The organism is Paenibacillus foliorum (assembly GCF_013141765.1).
GTDB classification, from domain to species: domain Bacteria; phylum Bacillota; class Bacilli; order Paenibacillales; family NBRC-103111; genus Paenibacillus_S; species Paenibacillus_S foliorum.
The window spans coordinates 47,905-73,492 of sequence record NZ_WHOD01000095.1; the positions used below are offsets into that span (position 1 = coordinate 47,905).

Consider the following 25,588-nt stretch of genomic DNA (forward strand, 5'->3'; position numbering starts at 1 on the left):
TACGGGATTTTGTCGCAAAGGGGACCGATTTATTTATGAAGGCAGAATACATTAATCCATTTTTGGAGTCAGCTAGAATTGTCATAGAGCAAGTGGCTAACATCAGACCTTCAACCGGACAGCTTGGGATAAAAGACGTAAAATTTGTAGAGAAGTTCATCTGGATCCAAATTGGGATGACCGGGCAGATGCAGGGCGATATTGTGTTTGGACTTCATGAGGATGTAGCTCTGAAGGTGGTATCCGCTATGATGGGCGGTTATGTTATAACCGAGATGGATGAAATGAGCAAGAGCGCCATTTCCGAGCTCGGCAATATGATCAGCGGCAACGCAAGCACCATGCTGTTTAATCAAGGCGTCAGAGTAGACATTACTCCTCCTAAATTATTGCATTCCGCGACATCCGCAGGTTTCTTACCTAAGAAGGCTTTGACGATCCCTCTTATCATGGAAGGAATCGGCGAGTTGGATATCCAAGTTTTGATCGTGTAATCAAAATCATTTACAATACAAAGTGGGAGTTTCCTTAAGGAAGGAAGCATTCCGCTTTTTTTTGGTTGAATAGAAAGTTGTGGAGGAATAGCGAATGTTCAATGGGAAAATTGCTGTCATTACTGGGGCGTCCAGCGGGATCGGGGCGATTATGGCTAAGAAGCTGTCTGAACGTGGTGCAGTTCCCGTGCTGATGGCACGCTCCGAGGATAAGCTGACACAAGTAGCGGCCTCCCTGAATGGAAGGCCGCATGGGATATACAGGCTGGATGTTACCTCCAACGAGCAGGTGATGCATACGATGCAGCAGGTAATTGAGCGCTTCGGTCGTATTGATATCCTCATTAATAATGCCGGATATGGAGTGTTTGAGACATTCACTGAAGCCTCTTTGGATGAGATAGAGAGTATGATGGATGTCAACTACATGGGCACGGTACGGTGTACCAAAGCAGTGCTTCCTCATATGCTTAAGGCTAAGAGCGGCCATATCGTGAATATTGCTTCAATGGCTGGTAAAATCGGATCAGCCAAATCAACCGGATATTCCGCGACCAAACATGCGGTGCTGGGCTTTACAAACTGCTTGCGTCAGGAGCTGACAGGCTCGGGTATACACATGTCAGCGATTAATCCGGGTCCGATTGATACGCCTTTTTTTGACAGAGCTGATCCGTCAGGCAACTACGTGAAAAACATACAATGGTTTATGCTGAAGCCTGATCAGGTGGCCGATAAAGTACTTAAAGCCATTGAACGGCGAATTCCTGAGATTGATATGCCGTTCGTAGCAGGCTTAGGTGTTAAGCTGTTTCAGCTGTTCCCGCGGGCATTTGATAAAGTAGCAGGGAAAATGATGAATAAGAAGTGAGGAAGCAAGCTCCCTCCGCCCTGAACTGCTTTTCATAGTCTCGCAATTAAAGGGAATAATTACATTACTTATTCGGACTCTGGCTTCTGGTTCTTTGCTTTGAGCTCCAGATTAAGCTGGCGTACCTCTTCATATAAGCTGCGGATGATCGCTCTGCTTTCTGGATGAGATTGATTCCAATGGCTGGCCAGTGCAGGCATCGTTTTGTGAATATGGTTGTAAACCGACCAAATTTTAATTTTCTCCACCATTTCTGGAGAGCTGCTTCCGGTTAATAGCTCGGAGAATTTTTCGACCAATGCTTCGAACTCAGTATGAAATTCAGAATTCATAGAAACTCCACCTTTCAGAACATATTTCAAAGTAAGTCTAGCGCACGAAAAGTTTTCTGTCAAAAAAAGGGGCAATACCTTGCACAGCACCGGAGAATGGAGTGAGTGGTTGTGTTGGAAACCGTGGATGAAGGGCAGGATCATTTAGAAAATGGCTCATCCAATGGAGCTATGATAGAGAGGGTACAATTACGTAGTCCGATTAAAGGTGTTTTGTTGTACATGCTCACTTATGTTAGTGAAGGGCTTAAGGTCAAAGGCTATTTGACTGTTCCGGAGACTGGGAAGCCTAGTCCTGGCCTCATCTACTGCCGCGGCGGTATCCGCAAGGTAGGTATGGTCCGCAAGCGACGTATTTTATCCATGGCAAAACGGGGATACGCTGTGTTTGCTCCATTTTACCGCGGGAATGAAGGCGGAGAGGGCAAGGAGGATTTCGGCGGAGAGGATCGCTTCGATGTGTGCCATGCGATTACACTGGTACAGTCGCTGCCAGAGGTTCAGCCGGGTCCTGTACCGTTGATTGGTTTTTCGCGCGGAGCGATGATGGCAATGCTGGCAGCCAAGCAATGCGAGCAAGCTGGCCCGGTTGTGGTTTGGGGAGGGGTCAGCGATTTATTCGACACCTATGAGCAGCGAGTAGATCTGCGGAGGATGCTTAAGCGGGTGGTTGGCCATCCACGCAAAAATCCCGAGGCTTATGAAAGCCGCTCGCCTGTGTATTGGCTGGAGCATGTACGGGTTCCTATTCTGATTGTACACGGTACAGCGGATCCTCTAGTTAACGTGTCCCATGCCCGCAAGCTGGCTGAAGCCTTAGAGCAGGCAGGCATGGATTATGCCATGGAGCTGTACGAGGGATTGGAGCATCGCTTTCCAAAAGCATTGGATGAGAAAGCATTGGATGCCGTATTTGCATGGATCTCACAGAAGCTTAAGGAAATGGGATAGGCCATAAGCCTTGATGTTGGGAGCATGCATTGGTATGATGCTAATAATAAAGGGGGAGTTCGATGAACAGCGGTTTTTCAGCTTTAAATATTGATGAGGTTTATGTTAGTAAGCTTCAGGACCTAAATATTACGACGCCTTCGACTATTCAGGCGGAATCGATACCTGTTATTTTACAGGGTAAAGATGTAGTAGCCCAGTCACAGACTGGATCGGGAAAAACATTGGCGTATGCGCTGCCTTTACTGCATAAAATAGATAAGAGCTCTAAAGAGCTGCAGACGGTTGTGTTGGTTCCAACACGAGAGCTAGGGATACAGATCATACAAACGATAGAGCTTCTTACAGAAGGTAGCGGTATCCGTGTGCAATCTTTAATTGGCGGTGCAGCCATCAGCAGACAAATCGACCGTTTGAAGCTGCGTCCGCATCTCGTTGTCGGTACACCGGGACGTGTGCTTGAATTGCTGAAGAATCGCAAAATAAGCATGCATTATGTAAAGACTGTTGTTGTTGACGAGGTGGACCAAGTATTTGAGCTGGGCTCAATGAATGAGGCAGAAGCTATATTCAAAGGGATGCAGCGTGAACGCCAGATGCTTTTCTTCTCAGCGACGATGCCCAAGCCGATTCAAGTGGTGATTGAGCGCTGGATGCAGGAGCCGGTATATGTGCAGGTAAATCCGCAGCAGCGCACCTCTGAAACATTGGACCACTTGTACTTTGTATGTCAGGAGCGGGAAAAGATCGATATGCTCCGTCGAATTGTCCGGTTGTACAACCCTCCTGCTGCTATAGTGTTTGTTAATGAAATAGATGCTGTTGCAGAAGTTGTTGAGAAGCTTAAATATTCCAATTTATCAATCGAAGCGTTGTATGGAGATGCGGGTAAGCAGGAGCGAGCCAAGGTTATGCAGGATTTCCGTGGCGGAAAGTTCCAACTGCTCCTTGCTACTGATATTGCAGCACGCGGATTGGACTTTCCTCATGTAACGCATGTAATTAATTTGGATCCTCCTATTGATGCAGACCATTATGTGCACCGTGTTGGACGGACCGGACGGATGGGGAAAAAGGGAATTGCCATTTCCATCATTACACCTAAAGAACAATTTATTATAAATAAATTTTCGAAAACGTTGGAAATAACTATTGAAGAAAAAGAAATGGCTTATGGCAAAGTATACGAGCCGGGGAAGAGCCGAAGTTCAGCTGCATCTCAGCACCGTTCGCAAGGAGAGCCGGCCAAACGGCGTTCCGCTTCGGAGCAATCGCCGAAGGCTGCGGAAGGCAGGAAGCAGGTTGGCGCTGGAAGGTTGCCAAGGGAACAGGCAGCTAAGCCGCATGTGGCAGCTTCAGCCGACTTATTGTCCAAACCAGCGGCTCCTAAAGCTGCTGAGAAGCCTGCTGCGCCTGCTGTTAAACGGAAGTCGGAGAAAGAGCTTAAGCGGGAGCGCAAGAACAAGGGAGCGCCACGTTGGCTGAAGGACAAGCCGAATAAGCCAACAACGTAAGCTGATTGCTTAACTTTTTTTGGGGGTATTCGGAGAGGAGCCGTTCACAGGAGCATGGGGAAGCTACTGCGAGGATTAATTGTATTTGTGCTGTTGATAGCATTACTGGTGGGTGGTCTCTATTGGTATGTCCAACCGCAGACTGCGTTGGATCTGACTTACACAGATCTGTCGGTACGCAACAAGCTGACAGAGATGCTGGCTTCACGGAAGCTTGAGGTTGAGCTGAGCGAGCCTGAGGTAAACGACCTGTTGAAGAAGGCGCTTGTTACTCGAAACTCTAATTCTGCTTCTAACCGCGGTGAGATCGAGATAACGGGTGCACGATTTACGCTGCATGGAAACGAGCTCATCGCGGATGTGAGTCTTCTTTATAAGAAGCAATGGCGAATTGGCGCTGTGCTGCAATTCGCCGTATCCTGGCAGGAGCCCTATGTAACGGCCGTGCACACTGGGACTCGAATCAGGCAAATGAACCTTCCGTTGGAATGGTTTCAACTGAAGCCTATTCAAGTGCCTCTTAATGACTATATGCCGAAGGTGGCTGGAATAAAGAGCATCACGTTCCTTGAGCACAGCCTTAAGCTGAGCTTAGCTCTAAAGCTGCGGTGAGGTAGGGGAGACCCGAGGGTTGGATGATGAAATTTAACACACTCAATAAAAGCACCTGCTCCAAAGGAAATTCCTTTGGAGCAGGTGCTTTTATGTGACCGATTAATGATTGGAGTTATCGCGCATTCGTTTATGAATCTTCTTCCAACGCTCCTTTTCGGCTCGGGCAGCTCCAGCGTCAATCTTGCGCTCATTATAGGCAAGCTCTTTTTGCAGCTTGATGTAGCTAGTCAGACGCTCCTGGCTTAAGGTTCCGTCCGCCAAGGAGGATCGGATCATGCAGTCCGGCTCCTGCTTATGCCGGCAATCCGTGTACCGGCAGCCTGCAGCCAGCTCCTCGACATCGTGGAAGGCTGCGCCCATAGATTCGCTGCCTTCCCACAGCTGCAGCTCCCGCATCCCCGGCGTGTCGATGATCAACGCGCCGCTCGGCAGGACGACGAGCTCGCGGTGCGTCGTCGTGTGCTTGCCGCGGTCGTCGCCATCGCGGACGCCGCCGGTTTTCTGACGCTGCCCGCCGTATAGGCTGTTCAGCAGCGTCGATTTGCCCGCGCCGGAGGAGCCTAGCAGCGCGATGGTTTCACCCGGCCGCAGGGAGGCCGCGATCTGTTCAATTCCGTCATCGGCCAAGCTGTTGACGGAATAGACGGGCACGCCGAAGGCGATGGTCTCTACCTCGCGCAGCCGAGCTTCCAGATCCTCGCATAAGTCCTTTTTGGTCAGGACGATCTCGGGTGCTGCTCCGCTTTCATAGGCCAGCACCAAGTAGCGTTCCAGCCGCCGGACATTGAAGTCCCGGTTCAAGGCCATTACAAGGAATACGCGATCTACATTGGTTGCTACAATCTGTTCCTCCGTAGTGGGACCAGTTGCTTTACGCGAAAACTTGCTTTTGCGTTCAAGAACCCCATGAATGATCGCTCTTTGCTCCCCAAGCAGCTTGGTCATCTTAACCCAATCCCCTACAGCCGGATAATCCTCACGTCGTACAGCTTCATAGCGGGTTTTTCCAGACAGCTCCCCCAGCCACTCGCCATCCTCTGTGTAAATGCGGTATAAATGCTTATGCTCTAGCGCAACACGGCCAATTGAGTAGCCTTCCGTATCTTGATTAGCGAAAAACGGCTGATAGCCGTAAGCCTCCAGTGACTTGTTATTCTCCATGAATCCTCCTCAAGTTGCTTTAGCCCTAGCCCTATTTGAATCATTTCTTCTAGTGGTTTCCAAACCTTGTTTCCAGTTACACTCATCCTACATCACTCCGTTCCTTTTAGTTAAAGGTTAGTATATACAAATTCAGATGAACCCAACAGGGCGAGAATCATTATAACCATTAAATCTTTAAGCAAAATAAATCTAATCCATGCATGCAAAAAAAGACCCCAATGCTTTCATAAAAAGCATGTAGGGTCTTTGTCTGTTCAAAAGATTTTGTAAGCAGAGCTTACTTCTTCCGTTTGTTCACATAAGCAGGGTAGACGATTTCTCCGGTGTCCAGCTTAGCTATTTCATCAGCCGTCCAGCCTGCGATCTTATTATTGCCGGTGACTCCGGTCACTTTTATTTTGTATTTACTCTCCAGGTAGCTGTTGAGTGCAGGCATATCGGGCTCCTTCAATTCGCGGAGCTTCTTCTTACCCTGCATCTGGCCTAGTATAATGCCTATTGATTCTGCTGCAAGGCTTGTGTTCGGCTGAATCCGGGCGCTGCCGTAAGCGATGGCCGAGGACCCGACATTTTTCCCAGCTACAATGACGTTATCGTAATTTTTTAGTAAAAAGCTGCGCAGCGGCATTCCATATTTATCCGGACGGCCCATTTCGATGCCCCACTTGTTTTCGCTAGTGCCTTGAAGATCAAGCGGATACCCGGCGATACTAACGTTATCCCAGAACATTCGGGCGCCCAGCATATCGGACGGTTTAAGCACATAATCGGTCTCGTAATGGTTATATTCACGGATGTATAAATAATTAGGGAAGCCATTCAGCTCCGCATTCTCCCAGCCGGTAATGTTTTTGCGGAAATGATTCAAAATAAGCGGAATTTCTTTTTTCCCAAGCTCCATAGCTTCAGCAACCGATTTATCATCCGATGGGTCTACTGTATAGATTAGAAATGCATTGATAATGACCTCGCCGTCGCGTTGGTTCACCGCATTTAATCCCCGCAGGAATACTCGATCGTTGCTTGGTTTAAATCTGTTCGTCATGCCGCTCAAACCAATCGCAAAGCTCTCGCTCACGGAGCCGCCGCCATATTTGGCACTGCGCTGCTCAGGGGTTAAGCTGTTGAAGCTTGAATTAAATTTGTTCCAATCGACATTTTTGAATTTTAACATCATCCCGGTGCTCATGTATTCGATCTTATTTTGACCATAGAATTGCTCTAAGCCTGGCATGCGGGTGGATTGAAGCTTGCTGAGCAGTGCGGCGAAATCTGTATTGTCCACCCAATAATCCGCTTTAATATTCTTCTTAGACCCGTCTTTGCCTGAATAGGTGACGGATTCTATGGCATGAGGCCCGAACTGGCCGGGTATTTGCTTGATGTCTTGAATTTTAATGCCCGATTCTATAGGAATATCTTTTTTTAGCTTATCAAAATATTGCGTAAACTCGGGAAGCTTGCGGATCTTGCCGTTACGGAAGCCGTCGAACAGCTCTTTGGCTCGGCCTTGAACCAGCAGCTGCCCCTTGGCGTCACGCGTTTCATCCAAAAACAGCATTTCGCCCTGCAATACTTGACCACCGAAAGCTTCACGCGGATCAAGAACCTTAACCGTCAGACCTTCGTCTGCGGCTGCTCTTGCCAAATAAAGCCCTTCTAATTCACTACCGAATATGGCTACATCGACCTTTTCCGAAGGGATAGGCGGCTCTGGCGGAACTGCGGGTTGTTTGTTTCCTTCTGCTTTGGTCTCCTTGGACGGATCAACAGTAGTTATTGGTGAAGTCTTGTCCCCTGAACTGGTTTTACCAAAAAAGGGCATAGACGTGAACACGGCAGCCAAGCCGACTAACGCTAACACCGCGATCCCTATTGAAAGACCTTTACTTTTCCACTTCATATGTACGTTTCCTCCTCTTACTCCACTAAAGCAACCTATCATATTCATATGTATTTTACTATAAATAGGTTTCTTTCGTTGTTAGTTTACCATATTTTGTTGAAGCCGATCAAAATGACCCCCACAAAGCGTATGCAGACGGCGAAAGTTTTAGTAAATCCAAGGAACTCTTCGCGAAGGTCCTCAATCATGTTCCACGAAAAATTCATAGCAGGGAAGGCGAAACTACTACATCCTGATCGCCACTATTCATTGGCAGGTCTAAGGGCATATTTGTTATGCCTCCAGCCCGCCGCTGGCATCTGGTTGATCCGTATTTAGCACTTCACCTAACCAAAAGGAGAAATGATGATGAATAATTCATTCAAGAAGGTTGTCGTAACAGGATTGACGCTAGCGATGGTTATGGGTGGTTCCACTGCAGCATTTGCCAGCAATGATAAAGGCAAAGGCAACGACAAAGATAAAGACCGCGGACGCGATTGGAATAACGTTATTGAAACCAAATATAACGACAAAAACAACGACAAAAACAACAAAGATATTAACATAAACAACTTGAATGTTAAAAATTTAAACATCAAATTATCCTTTGACGATGTAAAAGGCGCAGACGTAGAATGGGCAGCACGCTACATTGCAAGCTTGGCTTCCAAACGAGTGTTTGAAGGCTATGAGGATGGCACCTTCCAGCCGCGCAAAACCATTACCCGCATTGAAGCGATTACTGCAGCTGTAAGGCTGATGGGACTTCGTGATCAAGCAGAATCTGCAGAAGCAAAAGCAGCGAACTTGAACTTTAAGGATGCAGACAAGTTGAAAAACAGCTATTCATGGGCAACCGGTTATGTAAGTGTCGCGCTTCAAAACGATTTGTTTGAGGAATCCGACGATATGATCAACCCTGGCAAGGAAGCAGACCGCTTATGGGCAACTACACTTTTGATCAAAGCGATGAAGCTGCAGGACGAAGCAAAAACGAAGATGAACACGAAGCTAACCTTCAAAGACGCTAATAAGATTCCAGCTGGTTCCGTTGGCTATATTGCACTAGCGATTGAGAAAAACCTTATTGATGGCTACGAGGACAACACATTCCGTCCGAACAACCCTGTAACTCGCGCTGAATTGGCAGCTTTGTTGGATCGTACAGGCAGCCAATTGCCGGACAACGCTTCTATTAGCGGAACAATTAGCTCCACAGTAAGCAACAATTTACTAACATTGACTGTAAAAGGTCAACCGTACAGTGTAGAGTTGGATTCTGGAGCTTTCATTTTCCGCAATGGTGCTAAAGTAGCGGCAAGTGAACTAAGAACAGGGGACGAAGTGATTGTTCGCACTTATGGCGGCAAAGCGATTTTTGTAGAAGTAAAGAAGCTGGGTAATGGCAGCTCAAACCAACTACCTGATAATACTAACTTCACAGCTTCAGTGAACGCCGCGGTAAGCAACAATATTTTGACAGTGATCAAAGATGGTCAATCCTATAGCAACGAGCTTGCTTCGAATGTTTCTATTATTCGCAACGGTCAATCCGTAGCAGCATCCGAGCTAAGAGTAGGCGATGAAGTACTTGTTCGTACATCTGGCGGTAAAGTGGTATTTGTGGCTGTAACGACGCTTGCGAACGATCAACAGGCTAATTTTATAGTAAACGGTACGTATAATTCTTATACAACTAATTCCAGCGATCAAGTTAATTCGATCTCCATCAACAAAATATTGAACGATGGTTCCGTTCAAAACAATGTATACTACAACACAACTTCCAATGTAACATTCCTGTATAACACTTCGAATGGAACTATTCAAGGCGATCGTTCCCAGCTGACATCAAACCGCTCAGTTGAATTGAGAGGCACTAATAATGTCGTTCATACGATCGTGATTAAATAATAGAGATAACAAGTAAGCAGGTAACAAGGAGATAGTCTCTTTCAGAGAAAAAGGTTTGAATAGGAGGAGCAGCGCTTCCGCTTGCGGTCACAATGGCCGTGTGGGAGGGCTGTTCTTTTTTATATGGATAACCTCGTAATAGGGGGATTATTTCTTTGTAAAAGTTATGGACAGCGCTAATTAACGGTGTATAATAAATAAAATTACTAAATGAAGATACATGGAGGAAATGATGAGCAGTCAGTCTGTAAAGCTAGAAGATATCATTGTCGCAAGTCACGTGCTGAAGGATGTCGTGCACCATACTCCTCTGCAAAAAAACTTTATATTGTCCGAGAAATACAACTGCAACGTGTATTTGAAGCGTGAGGACCTGCAGGTTGTTCGATCCTTTAAGATCCGCGGCGCGTACCATTTGATGCGCAGCTTGTCCGAGGAGCAGCTTAGCAAGGGCGTTGTGTGCGCTAGCGCGGGAAATCATGCTCAAGGATTAGCCTATTCATGCAAAGCGCTTCAAGTTCATGGCAAAATTTTTATGCCAACGACAACGCCTAGACAAAAGATTTCCCAGGTTAAGCTGTTTGGCGGCACCTACGTGGAAGTGATCCTGATTGGCGATACCTTCGATGACTCGTTAAAGGAAGCGGTTCTCTGCAGCGAGCGGGAGGGGATGCAGTTTGTTCACCCGTTCGATCATTTGAAGGTTATAGCTGGTCAAGGGACCGTAGCGCTGGAACTAATGAATGATATGCGGGAACAGGTTGATTTTGTATTCGCGGGAATTGGCGGTGGAGGGCTAGCAGCGGGTGTCGGAACCTATATCAAAAGCATCAGTCCATCAACCAAAGTTATCGGAGTTGAAGCAACAGGCGCACCATCCATGCAGCAATCCATTGATAAAGGGGAGATCGTAACCCTTGGCGATATCGATAAATTCGTGGATGGCACCGCTGTTAAACGAGTGGGTGAGTTAACTTATGAGATTTGTCAGAAGGTTGTTGACGACATAGTTGTTGTACCTGAAGGCAAGGTGTGTACGACGATTCTTGAGCTATATAACGAAAATGCCATTGTTGCCGAGCCTGCGGGGGCACTGACCATTACGGCGCTGGATTTCTACCGTGAGCAGATCGCAGGTAAAAATGTGGTCTGCATAATAAGTGGCGGCAACAATGACATAGATCGGATGCAGGAAATAAAAGAGCGGTCACTGATTTACGAGGGGCTGAAGCATTATTTCACGGTTGAGTTTCCGCAGCGTTCGGGTGCTTTAAGGGAATTTCTCGATGAAGTGCTCGGGCCGAATGATGATATTACCCGCTTCGAATATACGAAGAAAACAAGCAAGGAGAATGGGCCGGCGCTTGTTGGAATTGAGCTTAAATGCAAAGAGGATTACGAGCCCTTGATTGAGCGCATGATCAACAAAGGTATCAAATATGTGGAAATCAACAAAAACCCTCATTTGTTTAACTTACTGATTTGATTCCAGGCACAACTACGGTAATCGATGTGCCTTCTCCGAGCTTGCTTTCCACTCGGATCATGCCATTATGCCTTTCAACGATATTCTTCACAATGGATAGTCCCAACCCACTGCCGCTGCTGGCACGGTTTCGGGACTTATCTGCTTTGAAGAATCGTTCAAATATCCGTGTTTGATCTTCCTCTGCTACACCGATTCCAGTGTCAGATATGCACACAACTGCTTGGTTATCGAGCTGTTCCATACTAACGGAGACTGTACCGCCTTCGGGTGTGAATTTTATGCTATTATGAATCAAGTTTATCCATACCTGACTCATCAGCTCCTCATCGGCTGTTACATTTGCGCGAATAAGTGAAATATCCATTTCAATGCTTTTGTTCAGCCAAAGCGGCTCACAGGCCAAAATAATATTACGCAGCTGAACATCAAGCCTATACGGTTTCGGCTCAAATGGATGATGCTCGGATTCCAATGAGGTGAGCTTTAGCAGGTTGTCACTTAGCTTTGACAGTCTTTTACTTTCGGTCTCAATAATATGGAGGTAATGCTGACGTTCTTCCTCGCTCAGCTTTTCATTTTGCATGGCTTGGGCGAATCCGTTAATCGAGGTTAGCGGAGATTGAATTTCATGGGAAACATTAGAGATAAACTCCTGGCGCATGGTCTCCAGATGCTTTAACTGCTGAGCCATATGATTGATCCCATCCACAAAGTGGTCAAAATGACCTTTATTCCCTCGTTTTTTTTCCAGACTGATATTGAAGTTTCCCTTGCTGATCTGCTGCATCGCATCTAATATGGCATTGAAAATATGCATCTGTCTGGGTCTGGAAAAAAAACCGATGAACATAATGATACCAAAAGCGAACAAAGAACCGAGGCATACATTTATTAGCTGAATCGTTAAATCAGGCAGCTGTATATTCCAATAGGTGTAAATCCAAGATGTAACCACATAGGCCAATGCATAGCAGGCAACCTGACCTATTAGAGCTACGATGATGCCCAACACCCCACGTGCCATGCGTTTCATTCTTCAACCACCTCCAGTCTGTAGCCCAGACCGCGAATCGTTCTAATTATAAACGAGCTTGTGCATGCGGAGAATCGATCCCGCAGCCTGTTAATATGAACATCTAACGTGCGCTCATTTCCATTAAATTCATATCCCCATATATCTTCTATAAGCTGTTCCCGCGAGAGTGTCCTCCCGGGGGAGCTGGCCAGCTTGAACAAAAGCTCGAATTCCTTCAATGGCAATGTCAGCATTTCCCCAGCAGCACTGACTTCAAAGGTATGTCGATTCATTTGAAGATCTCCGATTTGTATGGTTTGGGAGACGAAGATACGGTAACGCTTCAACAATGCCTTTACCCTTGCAACCAGCTCAGCAGGCTCGAAGGGCTTAACTAGATAATCATCTGCACCCAAGTCAAAGCCCTTTACCTTATTAGCCGTTTCCCCTTTGGCTGTGAGCATTAACAGGGGCATCTCATAATGCGTGCTTAACTCCTCGCAAAGCTTCCAGCCGTCCATGATAGGCATCATGATATCGAGAATGACCATATCCGCTTTTACCGTTTCTAATTTACTCAGCGCCTCAGCACCGTCCCGTGCTTCTATTATGTCAAATCCAGCACGCTCCAAAAATAAGCGAACCAGCTCCCGGATATGCGGGTCATCATCTACAACCATTAGGGTAGGCATCTAATCCTCACACTCCTTTCAGACAGGTGACTGCATGCGCAGCTGTTGATCGGCAAACTCTCGGTACATGGAATGGGTTTCGTACAAGTGGTGGTGTGTTCCGTTTCCAGTAACCCTGCCTTTTTCGATAAAAACAATTTGATCTGCATCCACTACGGTGGACAGACGGTGGGCGATAACGATCGTCGTACGTCCTTGCATTAAATTTTTCAATGCTTTTTGCACCATGATTTCGGATAAGCTGTCTAGGCTGGAGGTAGCTTCATCCAGCATCAGGACGCTTGGATTTCGCAGCAGCGCTCTAGCGATGGCTATCCGTTGACGTTGACCTCCGGAGAGCTTAATGCCTCGTTCGCCGACCTCAGTATCGTACCGATTCGGAAGCTCATTAATAAATACGTCGGCATAAGCCATCTTGGCAGCTTCCGCTAATTGCTCATCACTTATTGCTTGTTCCATGCCATAGGTAATATTGTCACGGATCGTACCGGCAATAAGCGGGCTCTCTTGAGATACATAGCCAATCCTGCTCCGCCAGGAGCTTAAGGATAAGCTGGTTAATGCTTCTCCGCCAATTCCAATATGTCCATCTAGCGGCTCGTAGAACCGTTCCAGCAGCGAGAAAAGGGTTGTTTTTCCGCCACCGCTTGGTCCAACGATAGCCGTTACTTTTCCCATTTCAATCGTCATATTCACGTCTTTAAGTACTTGATCTCCAGACGGATAAGCAAAGTTAACTTGCTCCAACCTAATTTGCTGTCCCAGATCCGTTACAGGGCTGCCGCTTTGAATATCCTCTTCTTCAGCCGCGAGTGTTGCAATAATTCTTTCGGTAGCGCCCATCCCTTTTTGGAATTGGGTAAAAAAGCGTGAAATCTGTGTGATAGGCACTATAATCTGAAATAAGTATAAGAGGAAAGCAACCAAATCACCAGACGTTAGCTCACCTGTCGATACTCGAAGTCCACCATATCCAATTATGACCACGAATAGCAGCATGATGACAAAATACATTAAGGGTCCTACGACGGCTTGGACTTTACCTTCTCTTACGCCGTATTGGAACAAATTCGTAATACCGCGCTGTCCGTTGCCGTACTCAACTTGCTCTGCATTGGAGGTTTTAACCAGACGAATTTCAGAAAGCACGCGAGTCAGCGTAGCTGTGAAAAGTGCAGTTTCTCCCTGTAATCCTTTTGAAATTTGACGCATTTTGCGTCCGAGAGGGAGCAAGAACAGCATCGAGAGGGGAACAGCAAGCACGATGAGCAGCGTCATTCTCCAGTCCAAATACAGTAATACTCCTATTGCGCCTACGATGGAAATAAGACCGGTCACAAAGCTTGTAAGGTTTTCAGTGATTAACTCTTTGAGGATACCCGTATCATTAACTACACGACTAACCATTTCCCCTGTTTGATGCCTGTCATAGAAGGGAACCGGTAATTGCAAATGCTTTTTCCATAAAAGATCTCTAAGTGAAGCAACGACCTTCTGTCCTGATCGATTCAGTAAATATACAGAGATGCCTCCAGCGATTGCTTGCAAAATAAAAGCGGCTCCCAGTCCTATAATGTGAATCCGGTCAATCGAATCGAGCGAGAAGTTGTTAACCATATTTTTAGTGAACAAAGGAATGCTTAAACCGACTAACGTGGAGCCTATGCTCATTGCAAGTGCAATGCCCATTAATAGAAGCGGAGGCTTGGTCTGCCAAATTAAACGCACGAAGTCGCGCCAGCCCCCGTTTTGATTATTATTTTTCAATGTAGAATCATCCTCTCCAGAAAAAACGTATCTATCTTATGTGTAAAGATACCCCATCCATATAAACTGAATGTAAACTGGCATGAAAATAACAGGTGTAAAAAAATACCAAAAAGCCGAATTCTCAAATGAACTAGAGAATCCGGCTTTTGTTATCTATTACAATTAATTATTATTGTGCAGTCACTTTTTGGATGTCCTGTACGCCTTGATAAATCAAGCTGAACAGCTCCTCCAAATTCTCTTCCTCGATGCAAGAGAAAGCAACCCGAAGATCGGTTTCACCAAGAGCGATGGTTCCGATTCCGTAATTATTCAGCAGATGAACGCGGAGTGTTTCTGCATCGACTGTTTTCAGCTTCAAGCACATAAAGTATCCGGAGTTGAAAGGGTAATATTCCCAAACTGCATCAAACTCTTTGTTATCCAGAATGTCTTTAACTTTGTTGGCGCGACCCTTCATGATTTCGAACTTCTCCTGCTTCTGAGCTTTGAATTCAGGAGCGTTTAATGCGTGAAGCACGAAGGTTTGGGAAGGGTGCGGCCCGCTTGAGATAGTTGCACGGATAATTCCCATCGTCTTTTGCTCAAGTGCTGCCAGCATGCTTTCGCTTTGTCCGGCATAGGTGATGAAGCCTACGCGGAAGCCCCAAACAAATTCTTCCTTCGTAGCGCCGTCTATTTTGATAGAAAGCACGCGGGGATGTAAATTTGCCAGTTGGCCTGCTAGTGATTCCTGCAATGAATTTTCGAAGAAAAGACCGAAATAAGCATCATCAGCTACAGCTACAACGTTAATTCCTGCCTCAGCAGCTTCTTTAATAACGGCTACGATTTCTTTGCCTTCTTCAGGACCCGGAGTGTAGCCGGTCGGGTTGTTCGGAAAGTTCAATACAACGATAGCTTTACTTTTGCCTGTTTGAGCAAGCAAAGCGTCACGCAATGCAGCTGAATTAAACTTGCGCTCACTATTATAAAGCGGATAATTAACAATTTCAGCACCGCGGCGAATTCCGAAAGTCAGCTCATAATTTTCCCAGTTTTTATCGGGGATGAGGACTGCATCGCCTACGTCAGCGAATAAGTCAGCTACAATGCTTAATCCATGTGTCAATGCATTGGTGACAATGGGATTGCCTAAGCCGTTACTAGTTAAGCTTGGGTTCTCCTCAAGCATTTTACTGCGCCATGCGGTACGCAGCTCTGGTTTGCCGGCTGGCGGGGCATATTCGTATATATCTTTCGGATTGTAGGCGGATAATGTATCTTGAATGACCTTCAGGTGCATAGGCTGCCCATTTTCGAGCGCTGTACCGATGGTAGCATTGAATTTCTTGGCTTTTTGCTTGGCTTCCGCTGATTGGCTTAAAATGCCTACCTTTGGGAAAAATATTTGCTTACCTAAGCCTGAGAGCATGTCATATACATGATTATTTTCTTTGGAAATCGTATCGTTTAGCTGTTGTGCAAGAGGATTCATTTGGGTCCGTCCTTCCGTGATCTGAACTTCGCTTTAGCGGGGCCATGGATTTTGTGAAGCCCAACATTTAGGCAATATTATACCATCTTCTCCAAGGGGAGTCACGTTGAATTATGTTGAATTGAGAATTGTTTTCAATAAGTAAGCTGCCGAGCAAGTAAAATGGGGCGTGGTAGCGAGACGAAGCGATTTATGTTACCATATGATGGGGAACGGACAGAACGGAATTAAGAATACACAATTAAATCGTTTTCCGATGATTGGACCGAATACCCGACTACTTATATTTTCCGAGGAGGCAATTATTGCTATGGAAATCCGTTATGCTACTAATCCAAAAGAAACTAAATCGTATGATACAGACAGATTAAGAAGTGAGTTTGTTATCGAAAGTCTGTTTGTACCCGGCAAGCTAAACATGGTATACAGTCACGTTGACCGTTTTATTACCGGTGGCGTTATCCCTACAGCAGAGCCGATCAAGCTCGAAGCGGACAAGCATGAAATGGGCGCTGAATTTTTCTTGGAGCGTCGTGAAATTGGGATCATCAACGTAGGTCCTAAAGGCTTCATTACTGTTGATGGCACCGAATATGTGCTGGAAAGCAAAGATTGTCTGTATGTAGGACTTGGAAATAAAGAAGTGGTATTCAAAAGTGCAGATTCTGCTAATCCGGCACGTTTCTACTTCAACTCCACTCCAGCTCACAAAAACTATCCAACTGAGAAAGTGGAAATCAGCAAAGCAGAGCCTCAACACCTAGGCTCGATCAATTCTTCCAATGAACGTACAATTTATAAATATATCCACTTAAACGGTATTCAAAGCTGCCAGCTTGTAATGGGTATGACCCTCTTGAAGCCAGGCAACATGTGGAATACTATGCCTTGCCACACTCACAACCGTCGTTCTGAGGTATACTTCTACTTTGATATGCCTGAAGACGGATTGGTGTTCCACTTGATGGGCGAACCAACTGAAACTCGTCACCTTGTTGTTCGCAATGAGCAAGCGATCATTTCACCAAGCTGGTCGATCCATTCCGGTGTAGGTACTAATAACTATACGTTCATCTGGGCTATGGCTGGGGAAAACCAAGAGTTCAGCGATATGGACATGGTTCAACCGAAGGATTTGCGTTAAGAAATATTTGTAGGTTTGAAAAAAAGGACGCTGAAAAGCGTCCTTTTTTTTGTTTTTAGAACATTTGTATAAATAAAAAAGGATTTTATGTCGACATGAAGAATTATAATATTAGTTAAATATTACCATAAAAGGAATTGTGTAGAAGATTGTCAAACAAAATCGAACTATGTAGAAAAGGGGTTACTTATAATGAAAGCAGTTCGTAGCGTAATTGATTTTTTAGTAGAGGGAGGAGTCAAATATGTATTTGGGATCCCTGCGGGTTCAATAAACGCATTTTTTGACGAATTGTATGAAATAACCCAAATTACGCCGATTGTTGCTAAGCATGAAGGAGCTGCTTCCTATATGGCGGCAGCTTATGCGAAACATTCAGATAGCCTGGGGGTTTGCATTGGATGCAGCGGTCCTGGCAGTACGAATCTGCTGACGGGAGCTGCACATGCATTACGTGAGCATCTTCCGGTGCTGTTTCTGACAGGCTCAGTTCCCATCAGGACTGTTGGGTTGAATGCCTCTCAAGAGTTGAACGCAGTACCCTTATTTCAACCCGTGACCAAGTATAGCGTATCGGTTTCACGCGCTGAGGATTTACTTTATGAGGTAGCGAAGGCTGTGGAGATCGCACTCAGCGGGATACCAGGTCCGGTTCACGTTCAGATGCCCATAGACATACAGCTGGAACAGATAGAGCCAGTCATGTTGCCACCGTTTCCACAGCAGCAGATCAGCGTTCCGAACCGTTCACTGCTGAGGGAAGCGGCGAAGGAGCTTGTGGAGCGCAATAAAGGCATCATTTTTGTCGGCCAAGGTGCCCGCCGTGCTATGTCAGATGTGCTGCAGCTTGCCGAAACACTGAATTGGCCTATTATTACGACACCACAGGCGAAAGGGTACATACCTGATTCCCATCCGCTATATGAGGGTGTATTCGGCTTTGCTGGACAGGAGAGGGCTACCAGGCTTATAGAGGACCAAGAGTACCGCTCTATTCTGATTGTCGGCTCCAGTCTTGGTGAGACGGCAACTAGCAACTGGAACAAACATCTGACTGAAAATCGATATACCGTACAAATTGATATAGATGAAACGGTATTCCATCGTACCTATCCCATTGATCTGCCAATACGGGGAGATGCGGGCTTGGGCCTTAGGTTTCTAATCCAGGAATTGGAGCGGATGGGACTTCGCCGCAATAGCTTCGAACCCGATACAGCTGCTTCGATTCCTCAGCCATCAACCGGTTACAACACTCAGAATGCGCTGTTGTCATTGCAAAAGCATATGCCATCTTCAACCCGCTACGCAGTCGATATCGGTGAATTTATGTCGTATGTCATCCATTATATGAAGGTTACAGAGATGGATACTTTTGATCTGAATGTGCATTTTGGCGCAATGGGGACCGCGATTGGAGCCGCGATTGGGATGAATCTTGCAGACCCTTACCGGCCTGCGGTATGCATTACGGGAGATGGCTGCTTTTTCATGCATGGCATGGAAATTTTAACGGCCAAGGAATACAATCTTCCCATTTTATTCGTGGTAGTTAATAATGCAAGACTGGGTATGGTTTATCATGGGCATACGCTTCAATACAAACGGAGCCATCCGCGCTTCGAGCAGCAGCCTGTTTCGATATCAGATATGGCTTATTCGATGGGCATTCCTAGCTGGCGTGTAGAGAATTTGCAAGACCTGTCGGCAGGAATGCTGCATGATATTGTTACAGATGGGCCTGCTGTGCTTGAAATTTCAATAGTGGATAACAACATTCCTCCTATGGGGGACAGAGTGAAGTTCCTTTCCTCTTTTCAAAAGTAATTATTCCTGCAATTGGATCAATTAAGGATGGTGTAAAGATGAATGATGATCAAGCCAGATATGCCCGGTTGGCCAAAATCAGTCAACTGATTAATTCAAATTTGGATTTGCATTCACTTCTTGAGGCGGTTGCATCTGCTATATCGGATGAAATAGTCCAATGTGACTCCACTGGAATTTATTTGCCTCAATCGGATGGAACCTTTCGTGGCTATGTAGGTAAACCGGATCATATTAACGGGGTTACACTTAATCAAATGATTGTAGATCCAGAAACCGATCATTTGGCCAGGGATATTATAGAAACAAGGAAGAGCATCTATATACCCGACACATCGATAGATAACAGACCGGATCCGAAGCCAGTGGAATTGTTCAAGATCCGTTCCTTGTTGGGACTGCCAATCTCTTATGGAGATGAACTATTCGGTATAGTATTTTTATTCGATTATGGAATTGCTATGAATTTAACTGAATCGGAAATTCAAACAGTCGAAGCTTACGTTAATATGGCTGCTGTGTCGATTCATAATGTGAGACAATTCCAAGCGATCCAATCGCTTCTTAGGGAGAAACAACTGCTGCTTGATGTCACAAGCGAGCTTTCCCTATGTTCGACTACAGAGAAGATATTAGACACCTGCTTCCGTTATGTGGGGCGAGTGCTGGATAATACAAATATCGGCGTACACCTGTGTGATTCTATCGGAAGTACTTTTCGTCCGGCTAAATTAAGCGGCAGCAGCGAATGGACGGAAGAGCAGTGGCGTAAAACACATAGCAAAATCAAGCTTGATTACGAAAAGGATTTACTGTTCCAAGAGGTGATCCGCACCAAGAAATACGTATTTATTCCAGATGTGGATGCAGATCATCGTCCGAACCATGAAGCATGCCACAAGTTCGGGATTCAAGGAGTTTTCATGCTGCCACTGGTAGCAACAGGAGAGGTTCTAGGAACTATCGCCGTTGTTAGTTTAGGTGAGATTCGCACCTATTCTCAGCTGGATATGCTGCTGGCTCAATCCATTGTAGATGTTACAGCTACGGCTTTATCCAATGCGATTCAGCTGGAGCAGCTGGAATTGATCATTAACGACAGAACCAAGGAATTGCGGGAGAACCACCGTATTCTGGAACTCATTCTCAATTCAGCGGGGGAAGGTATATACGGATTAAACCTGGAGGGGGAAATAACCTTTTGTAATCCGGCAGCCGCACGCATGCTGGGTCATTCCGTAGATGAGTTGATCGGAAAAAAGCACACGGATCTTATTTGGAGTGAAGAAGGGAGGGGTAATAATAATACAGAGGAATCCATCTTAGATATTTTTGGTGATGGTACTGTCAAATATGAAGAAGAAGTTATGTTTCGGAAAAAAGACGAGTTATCTTTTCCAGTTGAATATGTACTGACTCCCATAGTTAAGGAGGGCGCTATTCATGGTGGCGTGGTTATCTTTTCTGATATCTCTGAACGAAAGAGAACAGAAGAAATCATTCGCAAGACAGACAAGCTGTCAGTAATAGGAGAGCTGGCTGCAGGGGTCGCACATGAAATTCGCAATCCCTTAACAACGCTCCGTGGATTTATTCAGCTTTTGTTTTCGAACCCTAACACCAAACAGGAAAATCTTGAAATTATGCTGTCTGAGCTGGATCGGATCAATTTTATCGTCAGCGAGCTGCTTTTTATTGCCAAACCGCAGTGCATTAGTTTACAGAAAAATGACCTGAGGGAGATTCTTGAGCATGTCGTTAGGCTGCTTCAATCACAAGCAATCATGAACAACGTGGAAATTGATCTGAAGATAGAGGGGCCGATTCCTAATGTTAGCTGCGCAGAAAGTCAATTGAAGCAAGCTTTTATTAATATTGTAAAAAATTCGATTGAATCCATGGAGAACGGGGGCATGCTGCAAATTCGAGTCGAACTACAAGACGATCACGTGGCGATCTGCTTTAAGGATCAAGGAAGCGGGTTGTCCAAAGAACGGATTCCGAAGCTTGGCGAGCCTTTTTACACAACGAAGGAAAAAGGGGTCGGACTCGGCCTGATGGTCACGTTCCAAATCATTAAGTACCATCACGGCCGCATCCATGTGGAAAGCGCAGAGGGGGTCGGCACGACTGTAGAAATTGAGCTGCCGCTAGCGTTGACGGGAAGCAAGGTAGAGCATCTGTCTTACACATACTCGATGATCTAAGAGAGGCCTATGTAGAAGAAATAAACACTTCATACCGTGATCGAATGGACGGGTAAGAAGTGTTTTTTCTGTTATTGCTGAGCTTTGTAATGAGGACAGTAGGCCTTCATGAGCTCAATGGTTTCGGCGTCCAATGGCCGGTTTCGTTCCTGTAGACCTTCAGTAATTTGGCTGAACTTAGGCTCCTTTAAATTTTGTCCGAACTTGAATTTGGATGAAACTTCCGTGATTCGGATGCGCACAACGGCTGTAGCCTTGATCTGCGGCGTATAATCAGGGTCCTGCGGATCGATAGGAGCATAACCTCCCTCCGGTTGGAGCTTGACCATAAATGCTGTCAGTGCCGATGCTTTAAGCTCTGGGTCGACGACTAGCTCTGCATAGCCTTTTATGAGAACGGACTTGAAATAAGAGGTAGCAGGGCATGCAAGCTTCGGATCGGAAAAGGTGGAAGGGATGATGGCATACTCCTTGGAAACGGAAAAGGTTACTCGTGGGTCACTCTTTAATTGCTCCATCTTAGATCCGATTCTACTGCCGTGGAAATAAAGCTCGCCATTCTGATAGGCAAAGTTCAAGGGAGTCAGCTGCGGCCATCCGTCTTCTCCTATAGTTCCAAGCACACCATAGGTCATTTCATGTAAAAAGGATTCGGTTTCCTCCGGATCGGTTATTTTGAACTCGTCTCTTCTCATTCATTCCATCTCCCCCTGCTAGATAAAAGCTTGAAAGTAAGCTTACCTCAGACATTGACAATCGAAAAGCTCCAATTTAGAGTTATTTTAGTGTACCATTAAAAGGAATGGAGAGAGCTGATCATGCATTTTCAAATTCCTTACCATAGCTACTATGAGAGGTATTCCTCCAAACTGCTGGCTTTTTATCATGCCTTAAGAGATTCAATCGTGGGTGGGGTGCTTCCACTCCATACGAGGCTTCCCTCCAGCAGGGAATTGGCAGAGCTTTATAAGGTTTCTAGAGGAACGATCAATCAAGTGTACGATATGCTGGCTTCAGAAGGGTATGTTATATGTGAGGTGGGAAGAGGAACATTCGTCTCCTACAATTCCAGCTGTATACAGCAAATGGATATGCTCAAAAGGAATTATTCACTCTCGAAGTGGGGAGCTAGAGTTAATGAGATTTCGGTAGCTCACGAAGCTTCTGTACAGCTTCCCCTCAAGTCGGAGGGATTAAGAGAGATAGATTTTCATTGGTTTGCTCCTGATTCCGAGTGGTTTCCGAAGGAGGAATGGAACCGGTGTTTATATGCGACAGCGAGACAAATGTCGCAGCAGAACTTCACCATTCCGCCTTCTGCACAGGGGGACTTAGGGCTTCGCGAGGGCATTGCGAATTATTTGCGCAGAGCAAGAGGAATTGCCGCGCAGGCGGAGCATATCGTAATCTTTAACGGCTCGATGCAGGCGATAGCGCTGCTGACTCAGCTGATGATTAACGAAGGCGACACTGCTATAGTGGAGAATCCCGGCTATAATGGGATACGCCGGGCGGTAATGGCGGCAGGCGGTACCTGCATGCCGATCGATGTGGATGAGCAGGGAATCGTGCCGGATGATTGGACGGCTAAGCTGCTGTTTGTGACCCCCGGGCGGCAGTTTCCGACCGGGGCTGTATTGAGCTTGGAGCGGCGCCAGCGGCTGCTCCAATGGGCGTATGAGCGGGAAGCCGTAATCATAGAAGATGATTACGACAGCGAATTTAGGCATAGAGGCAAGGCTGTGGAGCCGCTGAAGGTGCTGGATCGTGAGGAGCGGGTCGTGTACGTAGGCAGCTTCTCCAAGTCCTTGCTCTCAAGCATCCGCATCGGCTATGCGGTTGTACCTCCAGCCCTTGTGGAGCCGGTAATCAGGGCTAAGGCATTATACGAGCCGCAGCCAACTGGGCTGCTGGAGCAGCAAACGTTGGCATCGTTTATGAACAGTGGCCAATATGAACGTCACTTACGGCGGATGAAGCGCGTGTACAGCCGCAAGTTCGAATGCTTACGCCTCTTGCTGACCCGGTGTTTGTCCGACCGATTCGACTGGGTAGAAAGCGATGCTGGATTGCATTTGTTTGGGTGGTGGCGAGGCACAGAGGAGAGCTATATGGAATTTAGGAAACGCTGTGGCGAGTCTGGTATCCGGTGGTCCGATGTGGCACTTCCAGCAGATTCAAGAATACGACACGGAGCCTACTTTCATTTCCCTCATTTAACGGAACAGGATATGGAGTATGCAGTAAAGCTCATGCAGGTGCTGTAAACACCTTTGTGGAACATGAGTGGTGCATGGCGAATGCAGGAATTATTATTGCCATCTAGAAATTACAAAAGTAAATATACTAGTAAACATACTGTGAAATAGGAGTATGGTGTTTATATGGTTGTATTTTTTGTCGCCAAATGATAAAAACATAAGGTAGGCAATTCATTGAAGCCGCGCGTCATCGAATGACAGCGCAGAATTTTATCCATGACATCTTTAGAAAAGGTGAAATTAACATGAAGCAACAAACCGTTTCAATAATGGGGGTACCTTTCTCCAAACTTAACTTACAACAAACGATAAAGACGCTCACCGATCGGCTGGACAAGCAGGAAGGCAAGCTATTTCAGCTTATTACAGCGAACCCAGAGATCGTGATGGTTGCCAAGCAAGACGAGCTGCTGCAAAAGATCATTTCCCAAGCAGGGATGATCACGGCGGATGGCATTGGCGTAGTTTTGGCAGCCAAGTGGCAGGGAGAACCGCTGGAAGAGCGGGTGACCGGATTTGATATTTTTACAGGTCTGCTGAAAGCAGGGAATGAAAAAGGCTATTCCATATATCTGCTAGGAGCCGATGAGGAGACGAATCGGAAGGCATCCGAGGTGATTGCGGTGCAATATCCGGGTGTCCGTGTAGTTGGAAGACAGAACGGATTTTTCGGTAAAGACAATGAAGCGAGTGTCGTTGCGTCTATCGGTGCTGCAAAGCCAGATATTTTAGTGGTAGCCATGGGAGCGCCATTCTCGGAAAAATGGATTTTCAAGTATCAAAAAGAGCTTCAAGCGAAGGTCGCCTTCGGTATCGGAGGCAGTCTTGATGTTCTAGCGGGGAAAGTTAAGCGCGCACCGGAAGTATGGCAGAAATTGAATCTCGAATGGTTATATCGTCTGCTGTCTCAGCCTTCCCGATTACGCAGGCAATTGGTATTGCCTAGATTTGCATTGAAGATACTTTTTGGGGGCGGCAAAAGCAAATAAGGCAGCGGCTTGCTGGTGAGTTTGAGCAATAAAAAAGAGGAAGCCGACGCCTGCTGGCGCAGCAGGTGGCAACTTCCTTTTAATATTTTGCATAGCACAATCTGTATGATGGATTATTTCATGCTGCCGAGCTTTTCGCCCATTTTTACTTTACTGCCGACCTGAAGATCGCTGCGGCTCTCGAATGAATCGGTTTCAAGCAGCAGCACGACCGTCGATCCGAACTCGAAAAAGGCCAGTTCATCACCGCGGCCAAGATGAGTCGGCAGGGGTGATGCGTATTGGATACTGCTCACGTTCATCGCGCCGACTTTGACTACTGCAAGCTCATTTTTTTCATGCTGCATGTAAGTAATCAACCGCTCGTTGCGGCTTAACACTCTGCGCATATGGCGAAGGCCGAATTCATTGACGGGATACACTTTGCCGGGAACATGCTCTTTTTCAATAATATCCCCTTCAATTGGTGAGTGAATCCGGTGATAATCGGTTGGGCTCAAATACAGTACAAAGTAGAAGCCATTCTTGTAATTGACCGTGCGTGGCGAATAGTTAAGCAGCTCATCCACGGTGTAGTCCTGGCCTTTGACATTTAAGATGAGGCCATCTGTTATATTACCTATGCCTGTGATCATGGCGTCGACAGGGCTCACTAAAGCTTGCGGGGCTGCATCAATGACACGAAGTCCTTGCTTCAGGCGCCTTGTAAAAAAATCATTCAAGGATACATAATCAGTCCATTGCTTCTCAGCATCCTCCAAAGGGATTCCGTATATTTTGGCAAAACGCGGAATTAAGCCGCGGCTTGCTCGTGATTTTGCAAATGCGCCTGTTAATTGGGAGATCGCTTTACGTGAGGATAGCTCCGTTAACAAGCGGAAAAAAGATTTCATCATAGCTCTAGGCTCACCTGTTTCTTCTTAATTGTTGTTTTATCAAATATCTTGACATATAACCCGCGCTAACGCAAGGAA

At 46.2% G+C, this 25,588-nt stretch carries 21 protein-coding genes; 12 read left to right on the forward strand and 9 right to left on the reverse strand.

All coding sequences use genetic code 11. From position 1 onward, the window contains the following. Nucleotides 1–35: 35 nt before the first annotated feature. Both GC093_RS24265 and GC093_RS24270 read left to right on the forward strand, forming a co-directional pair. Nucleotides 36–494 (forward strand): chemotaxis protein CheX, encoded by a 459-nt coding sequence (locus GC093_RS24265; protein WP_171654498.1) that lies wholly within the window; start codon nucleotides 36–38, stop codon nucleotides 492–494. 94 nt (nucleotides 495–588) lie between these two features. After that, entirely contained in the window at nucleotides 589–1,365 is a 777-nt protein-coding gene (locus GC093_RS24270) for an SDR family NAD(P)-dependent oxidoreductase (protein WP_171654499.1), read from the forward strand. 68 nt (nucleotides 1,366–1,433) lie between these two features. Here GC093_RS24270 and GC093_RS24275 read toward each other — a convergent pair whose 3' ends face one another. After that, complete coding sequence (locus tag GC093_RS24275; RefSeq protein ID WP_171654500.1) at nucleotides 1,434–1,697, reverse strand: DUF2573 family protein; 264 nt, start codon at nucleotides 1,695–1,697, stop codon at nucleotides 1,434–1,436. 171 nt (nucleotides 1,698–1,868) lie between these two features. On the opposite strand from GC093_RS24275, the gene GC093_RS24280 reads away from it, so the two are divergent. The 3 genes from GC093_RS24280 (at nucleotide 1,869) to GC093_RS24290 (ending at nucleotide 4,774) form a co-directional block, all read left to right on the forward strand. Next, on the forward strand, nucleotides 1,869–2,648 hold the full coding sequence (locus tag GC093_RS24280) for an alpha/beta hydrolase family protein (RefSeq protein ID WP_171654531.1): 780 nt from the start codon (nucleotides 1,869–1,871) through the stop codon (nucleotides 2,646–2,648). Between the two features lie 62 nt (nucleotides 2,649–2,710). Beyond that, on the forward strand, nucleotides 2,711–4,162 hold the full coding sequence (locus GC093_RS24285; protein ID WP_171654501.1) for a DEAD/DEAH box helicase: 1,452 nt from the start codon (nucleotides 2,711–2,713) through the stop codon (nucleotides 4,160–4,162). 54 nt (nucleotides 4,163–4,216) lie between these two features. Then, nucleotides 4,217–4,774 (forward strand): hypothetical protein, encoded by a 558-nt coding sequence (locus GC093_RS24290; RefSeq protein ID WP_171654502.1) that lies wholly within the window; start codon nucleotides 4,217–4,219, stop codon nucleotides 4,772–4,774. A gap of 102 nt (nucleotides 4,775–4,876) precedes the next feature. On the opposite strand, the gene rsgA is transcribed toward GC093_RS24290, so the two are convergent. Together rsgA and GC093_RS24300 are read right to left on the reverse strand one after the other, a co-directional pair. After that, nucleotides 4,877–5,938 (reverse strand): ribosome small subunit-dependent GTPase A, encoded by a 1,062-nt coding sequence (gene rsgA / locus GC093_RS24295; protein ID WP_171654503.1) that lies wholly within the window; start codon nucleotides 5,936–5,938, stop codon nucleotides 4,877–4,879. 280 nt (nucleotides 5,939–6,218) lie between these two features. Further along, nucleotides 6,219–7,844, reverse strand: a complete 1,626-nt coding sequence (locus tag GC093_RS24300; protein WP_171654504.1) for an FAD-dependent oxidoreductase — start codon at nucleotides 7,842–7,844, stop codon at nucleotides 6,219–6,221. A 351-nt stretch (nucleotides 7,845–8,195) separates the two neighbouring features. Here GC093_RS24300 and GC093_RS24305 point away from each other — a divergent pair, with 351 nt between their 5' ends. Together GC093_RS24305 and ilvA are read left to right on the forward strand one after the other, a co-directional pair. Next, nucleotides 8,196–9,743 carry an S-layer homology domain-containing protein gene (locus GC093_RS24305; RefSeq protein ID WP_171654505.1) on the forward strand — a complete coding sequence of 516 codons (1,548 nt, stop codon included), beginning with the start codon at nucleotides 8,196–8,198 and terminating at the stop codon, nucleotides 9,741–9,743. Between the two features lie 220 nt (nucleotides 9,744–9,963). Continuing rightward, a complete protein-coding gene (ilvA, locus tag GC093_RS24310) occupies nucleotides 9,964–11,229 on the forward strand; it encodes a threonine ammonia-lyase IlvA (RefSeq protein ID WP_171654506.1) in 1,266 nt (421 codons plus the stop codon). Here ilvA and GC093_RS24315 read toward each other — a convergent pair. The 4 genes from GC093_RS24315 to GC093_RS24330 all read right to left on the reverse strand — a co-directional run bounded on the left by GC093_RS24315 (nucleotide 11,213) and on the right by GC093_RS24330 (nucleotide 16,186). Continuing rightward, nucleotides 11,213–12,265 carry a sensor histidine kinase gene (locus GC093_RS24315; protein WP_171654507.1) on the reverse strand — a complete coding sequence of 351 codons (1,053 nt, stop codon included), beginning with the start codon at nucleotides 12,263–12,265 and terminating at the stop codon, nucleotides 11,213–11,215. The two genes, ilvA and GC093_RS24315, sit on opposite strands and share 17 nt — an antisense overlap. Next, the gene (locus GC093_RS24320; RefSeq protein WP_171654508.1) at nucleotides 12,262–12,939 is read right to left on the reverse strand and encodes a response regulator transcription factor; all 678 of its coding nucleotides are present in this window, start codon (nucleotides 12,937–12,939) and stop codon (nucleotides 12,262–12,264) included. Before GC093_RS24320 ends, GC093_RS24315 begins: the two co-directional genes overlap by 4 nt. Before the next feature lie 18 nt (nucleotides 12,940–12,957). After that, entirely contained in the window at nucleotides 12,958–14,706 is a 1,749-nt protein-coding gene (locus GC093_RS24325) for an ABC transporter ATP-binding protein (RefSeq protein ID WP_246315208.1), read from the reverse strand. Nucleotides 14,707–14,878: 172 nt separating this feature from the next. Continuing rightward, nucleotides 14,879–16,186, reverse strand: a complete 1,308-nt coding sequence (locus tag GC093_RS24330; protein WP_171654509.1) for an aminotransferase class I/II-fold pyridoxal phosphate-dependent enzyme — start codon at nucleotides 16,184–16,186, stop codon at nucleotides 14,879–14,881. Nucleotides 16,187–16,496: 310 nt separating this feature from the next. Here GC093_RS24330 and kduI point away from each other — a divergent pair, with 310 nt between their 5' ends. The 3 genes from kduI to GC093_RS24345 all read left to right on the forward strand — a co-directional run bounded on the left by kduI (nucleotide 16,497) and on the right by GC093_RS24345 (nucleotide 21,364). Next, complete coding sequence (gene kduI, locus GC093_RS24335) at nucleotides 16,497–17,330, forward strand: 5-dehydro-4-deoxy-D-glucuronate isomerase (RefSeq protein WP_171654533.1); 834 nt, start codon at nucleotides 16,497–16,499, stop codon at nucleotides 17,328–17,330. A 192-nt stretch (nucleotides 17,331–17,522) separates the two neighbouring features. After that, on the forward strand, nucleotides 17,523–19,157 hold the full coding sequence (locus GC093_RS24340; protein ID WP_171654510.1) for a thiamine pyrophosphate-binding protein: 1,635 nt from the start codon (nucleotides 17,523–17,525) through the stop codon (nucleotides 19,155–19,157). Between the two features lie 38 nt (nucleotides 19,158–19,195). Then, complete coding sequence (locus tag GC093_RS24345; protein WP_171654511.1) at nucleotides 19,196–21,364, forward strand: sensor histidine kinase; 2,169 nt, start codon at nucleotides 19,196–19,198, stop codon at nucleotides 21,362–21,364. Between the two features lie 71 nt (nucleotides 21,365–21,435). Here GC093_RS24345 and GC093_RS24350 read toward each other — a convergent pair whose 3' ends face one another. Beyond that, complete coding sequence (locus GC093_RS24350; RefSeq protein WP_171654512.1) at nucleotides 21,436–22,059, reverse strand: pyridoxamine 5'-phosphate oxidase family protein; 624 nt, start codon at nucleotides 22,057–22,059, stop codon at nucleotides 21,436–21,438. Between the two features lie 123 nt (nucleotides 22,060–22,182). Here GC093_RS24350 and pdxR point away from each other — a divergent pair, with 123 nt between their 5' ends. Next, a complete protein-coding gene (gene pdxR / locus GC093_RS24355; protein WP_171654513.1) occupies nucleotides 22,183–23,631 on the forward strand; it encodes a MocR-like pyridoxine biosynthesis transcription factor PdxR in 1,449 nt (482 codons plus the stop codon). Between the two features lie 239 nt (nucleotides 23,632–23,870). Then, nucleotides 23,871–24,614 carry a WecB/TagA/CpsF family glycosyltransferase gene (locus tag GC093_RS24360; protein ID WP_171654514.1) on the forward strand — a complete coding sequence of 248 codons (744 nt, stop codon included), beginning with the start codon at nucleotides 23,871–23,873 and terminating at the stop codon, nucleotides 24,612–24,614. A gap of 113 nt (nucleotides 24,615–24,727) precedes the next feature. On the opposite strand, the gene asd is transcribed toward GC093_RS24360, so the two are convergent. Continuing rightward, a complete protein-coding gene (gene asd / locus GC093_RS24365) occupies nucleotides 24,728–25,510 on the reverse strand; it encodes an archaetidylserine decarboxylase (protein ID WP_171654515.1) in 783 nt (260 codons plus the stop codon). Between the last annotated feature and the right edge of the window lie 78 nt (nucleotides 25,511–25,588).

What these genes read in the sequence shown, in the direction of transcription:
- GC093_RS24280 (WP_171654531.1), top strand. Translation starts at nt 1,869, where the DNA reads ATGATAGAGAGGGTACAATTACGTAGTCCGATTAAAGGTGTTTTGTTG.
- GC093_RS24360 (WP_171654514.1), top strand. Translation starts at nt 23,871, where the DNA reads ATGAAGCAACAAACCGTTTCAATAATGGGGGTACCTTTCTCCAAACTT.
- GC093_RS24350 (WP_171654512.1), bottom strand. Translation starts at nt 22,059, where the DNA reads ATGAGAAGAGACGAGTTCAAAATAACCGATCCGGAGGAAACCGAATCC.
- GC093_RS24290 (WP_171654502.1), top strand. Translation starts at nt 4,217, where the DNA reads ATGGGGAAGCTACTGCGAGGATTAATTGTATTTGTGCTGTTGATAGCA.
- ilvA (WP_171654506.1), top strand. Translation starts at nt 9,964, where the DNA reads ATGGAGGAAATGATGAGCAGTCAGTCTGTAAAGCTAGAAGATATCATT.
- GC093_RS24265 (WP_171654498.1), top strand. Translation starts at nt 36, where the DNA reads ATGAAGGCAGAATACATTAATCCATTTTTGGAGTCAGCTAGAATTGTC.
- asd (WP_171654515.1), bottom strand. Translation starts at nt 25,510, where the DNA reads ATGATGAAATCTTTTTTCCGCTTGTTAACGGAGCTATCCTCACGTAAA.
- GC093_RS24315 (WP_171654507.1), bottom strand. Translation starts at nt 12,265, where the DNA reads ATGAAACGCATGGCACGTGGGGTGTTGGGCATCATCGTAGCTCTAATA.
- GC093_RS24340 (WP_171654510.1), top strand. Translation starts at nt 17,523, where the DNA reads ATGAAAGCAGTTCGTAGCGTAATTGATTTTTTAGTAGAGGGAGGAGTC.
- pdxR (WP_171654513.1), top strand. Translation starts at nt 22,183, where the DNA reads ATGCATTTTCAAATTCCTTACCATAGCTACTATGAGAGGTATTCCTCC.
- GC093_RS24300 (WP_171654504.1), bottom strand. Translation starts at nt 7,844, where the DNA reads ATGAAGTGGAAAAGTAAAGGTCTTTCAATAGGGATCGCGGTGTTAGCG.
- GC093_RS24285 (WP_171654501.1), top strand. Translation starts at nt 2,711, where the DNA reads ATGAACAGCGGTTTTTCAGCTTTAAATATTGATGAGGTTTATGTTAGT.
- GC093_RS24305 (WP_171654505.1), top strand. Translation starts at nt 8,196, where the DNA reads ATGAATAATTCATTCAAGAAGGTTGTCGTAACAGGATTGACGCTAGCG.
- GC093_RS24320 (WP_171654508.1), bottom strand. Translation starts at nt 12,939, where the DNA reads ATGCCTACCCTAATGGTTGTAGATGATGACCCGCATATCCGGGAGCTG.
- rsgA (WP_171654503.1), bottom strand. Translation starts at nt 5,938, where the DNA reads ATGGAGAATAACAAGTCACTGGAGGCTTACGGCTATCAGCCGTTTTTC.
- GC093_RS24275 (WP_171654500.1), bottom strand. Translation starts at nt 1,697, where the DNA reads ATGAATTCTGAATTTCATACTGAGTTCGAAGCATTGGTCGAAAAATTC.
- kduI (WP_171654533.1), top strand. Translation starts at nt 16,497, where the DNA reads ATGGAAATCCGTTATGCTACTAATCCAAAAGAAACTAAATCGTATGAT.
- GC093_RS24345 (WP_171654511.1), top strand. Translation starts at nt 19,196, where the DNA reads ATGAATGATGATCAAGCCAGATATGCCCGGTTGGCCAAAATCAGTCAA.
- GC093_RS24330 (WP_171654509.1), bottom strand. Translation starts at nt 16,186, where the DNA reads ATGAATCCTCTTGCACAACAGCTAAACGATACGATTTCCAAAGAAAAT.
- GC093_RS24270 (WP_171654499.1), top strand. Translation starts at nt 589, where the DNA reads ATGTTCAATGGGAAAATTGCTGTCATTACTGGGGCGTCCAGCGGGATC.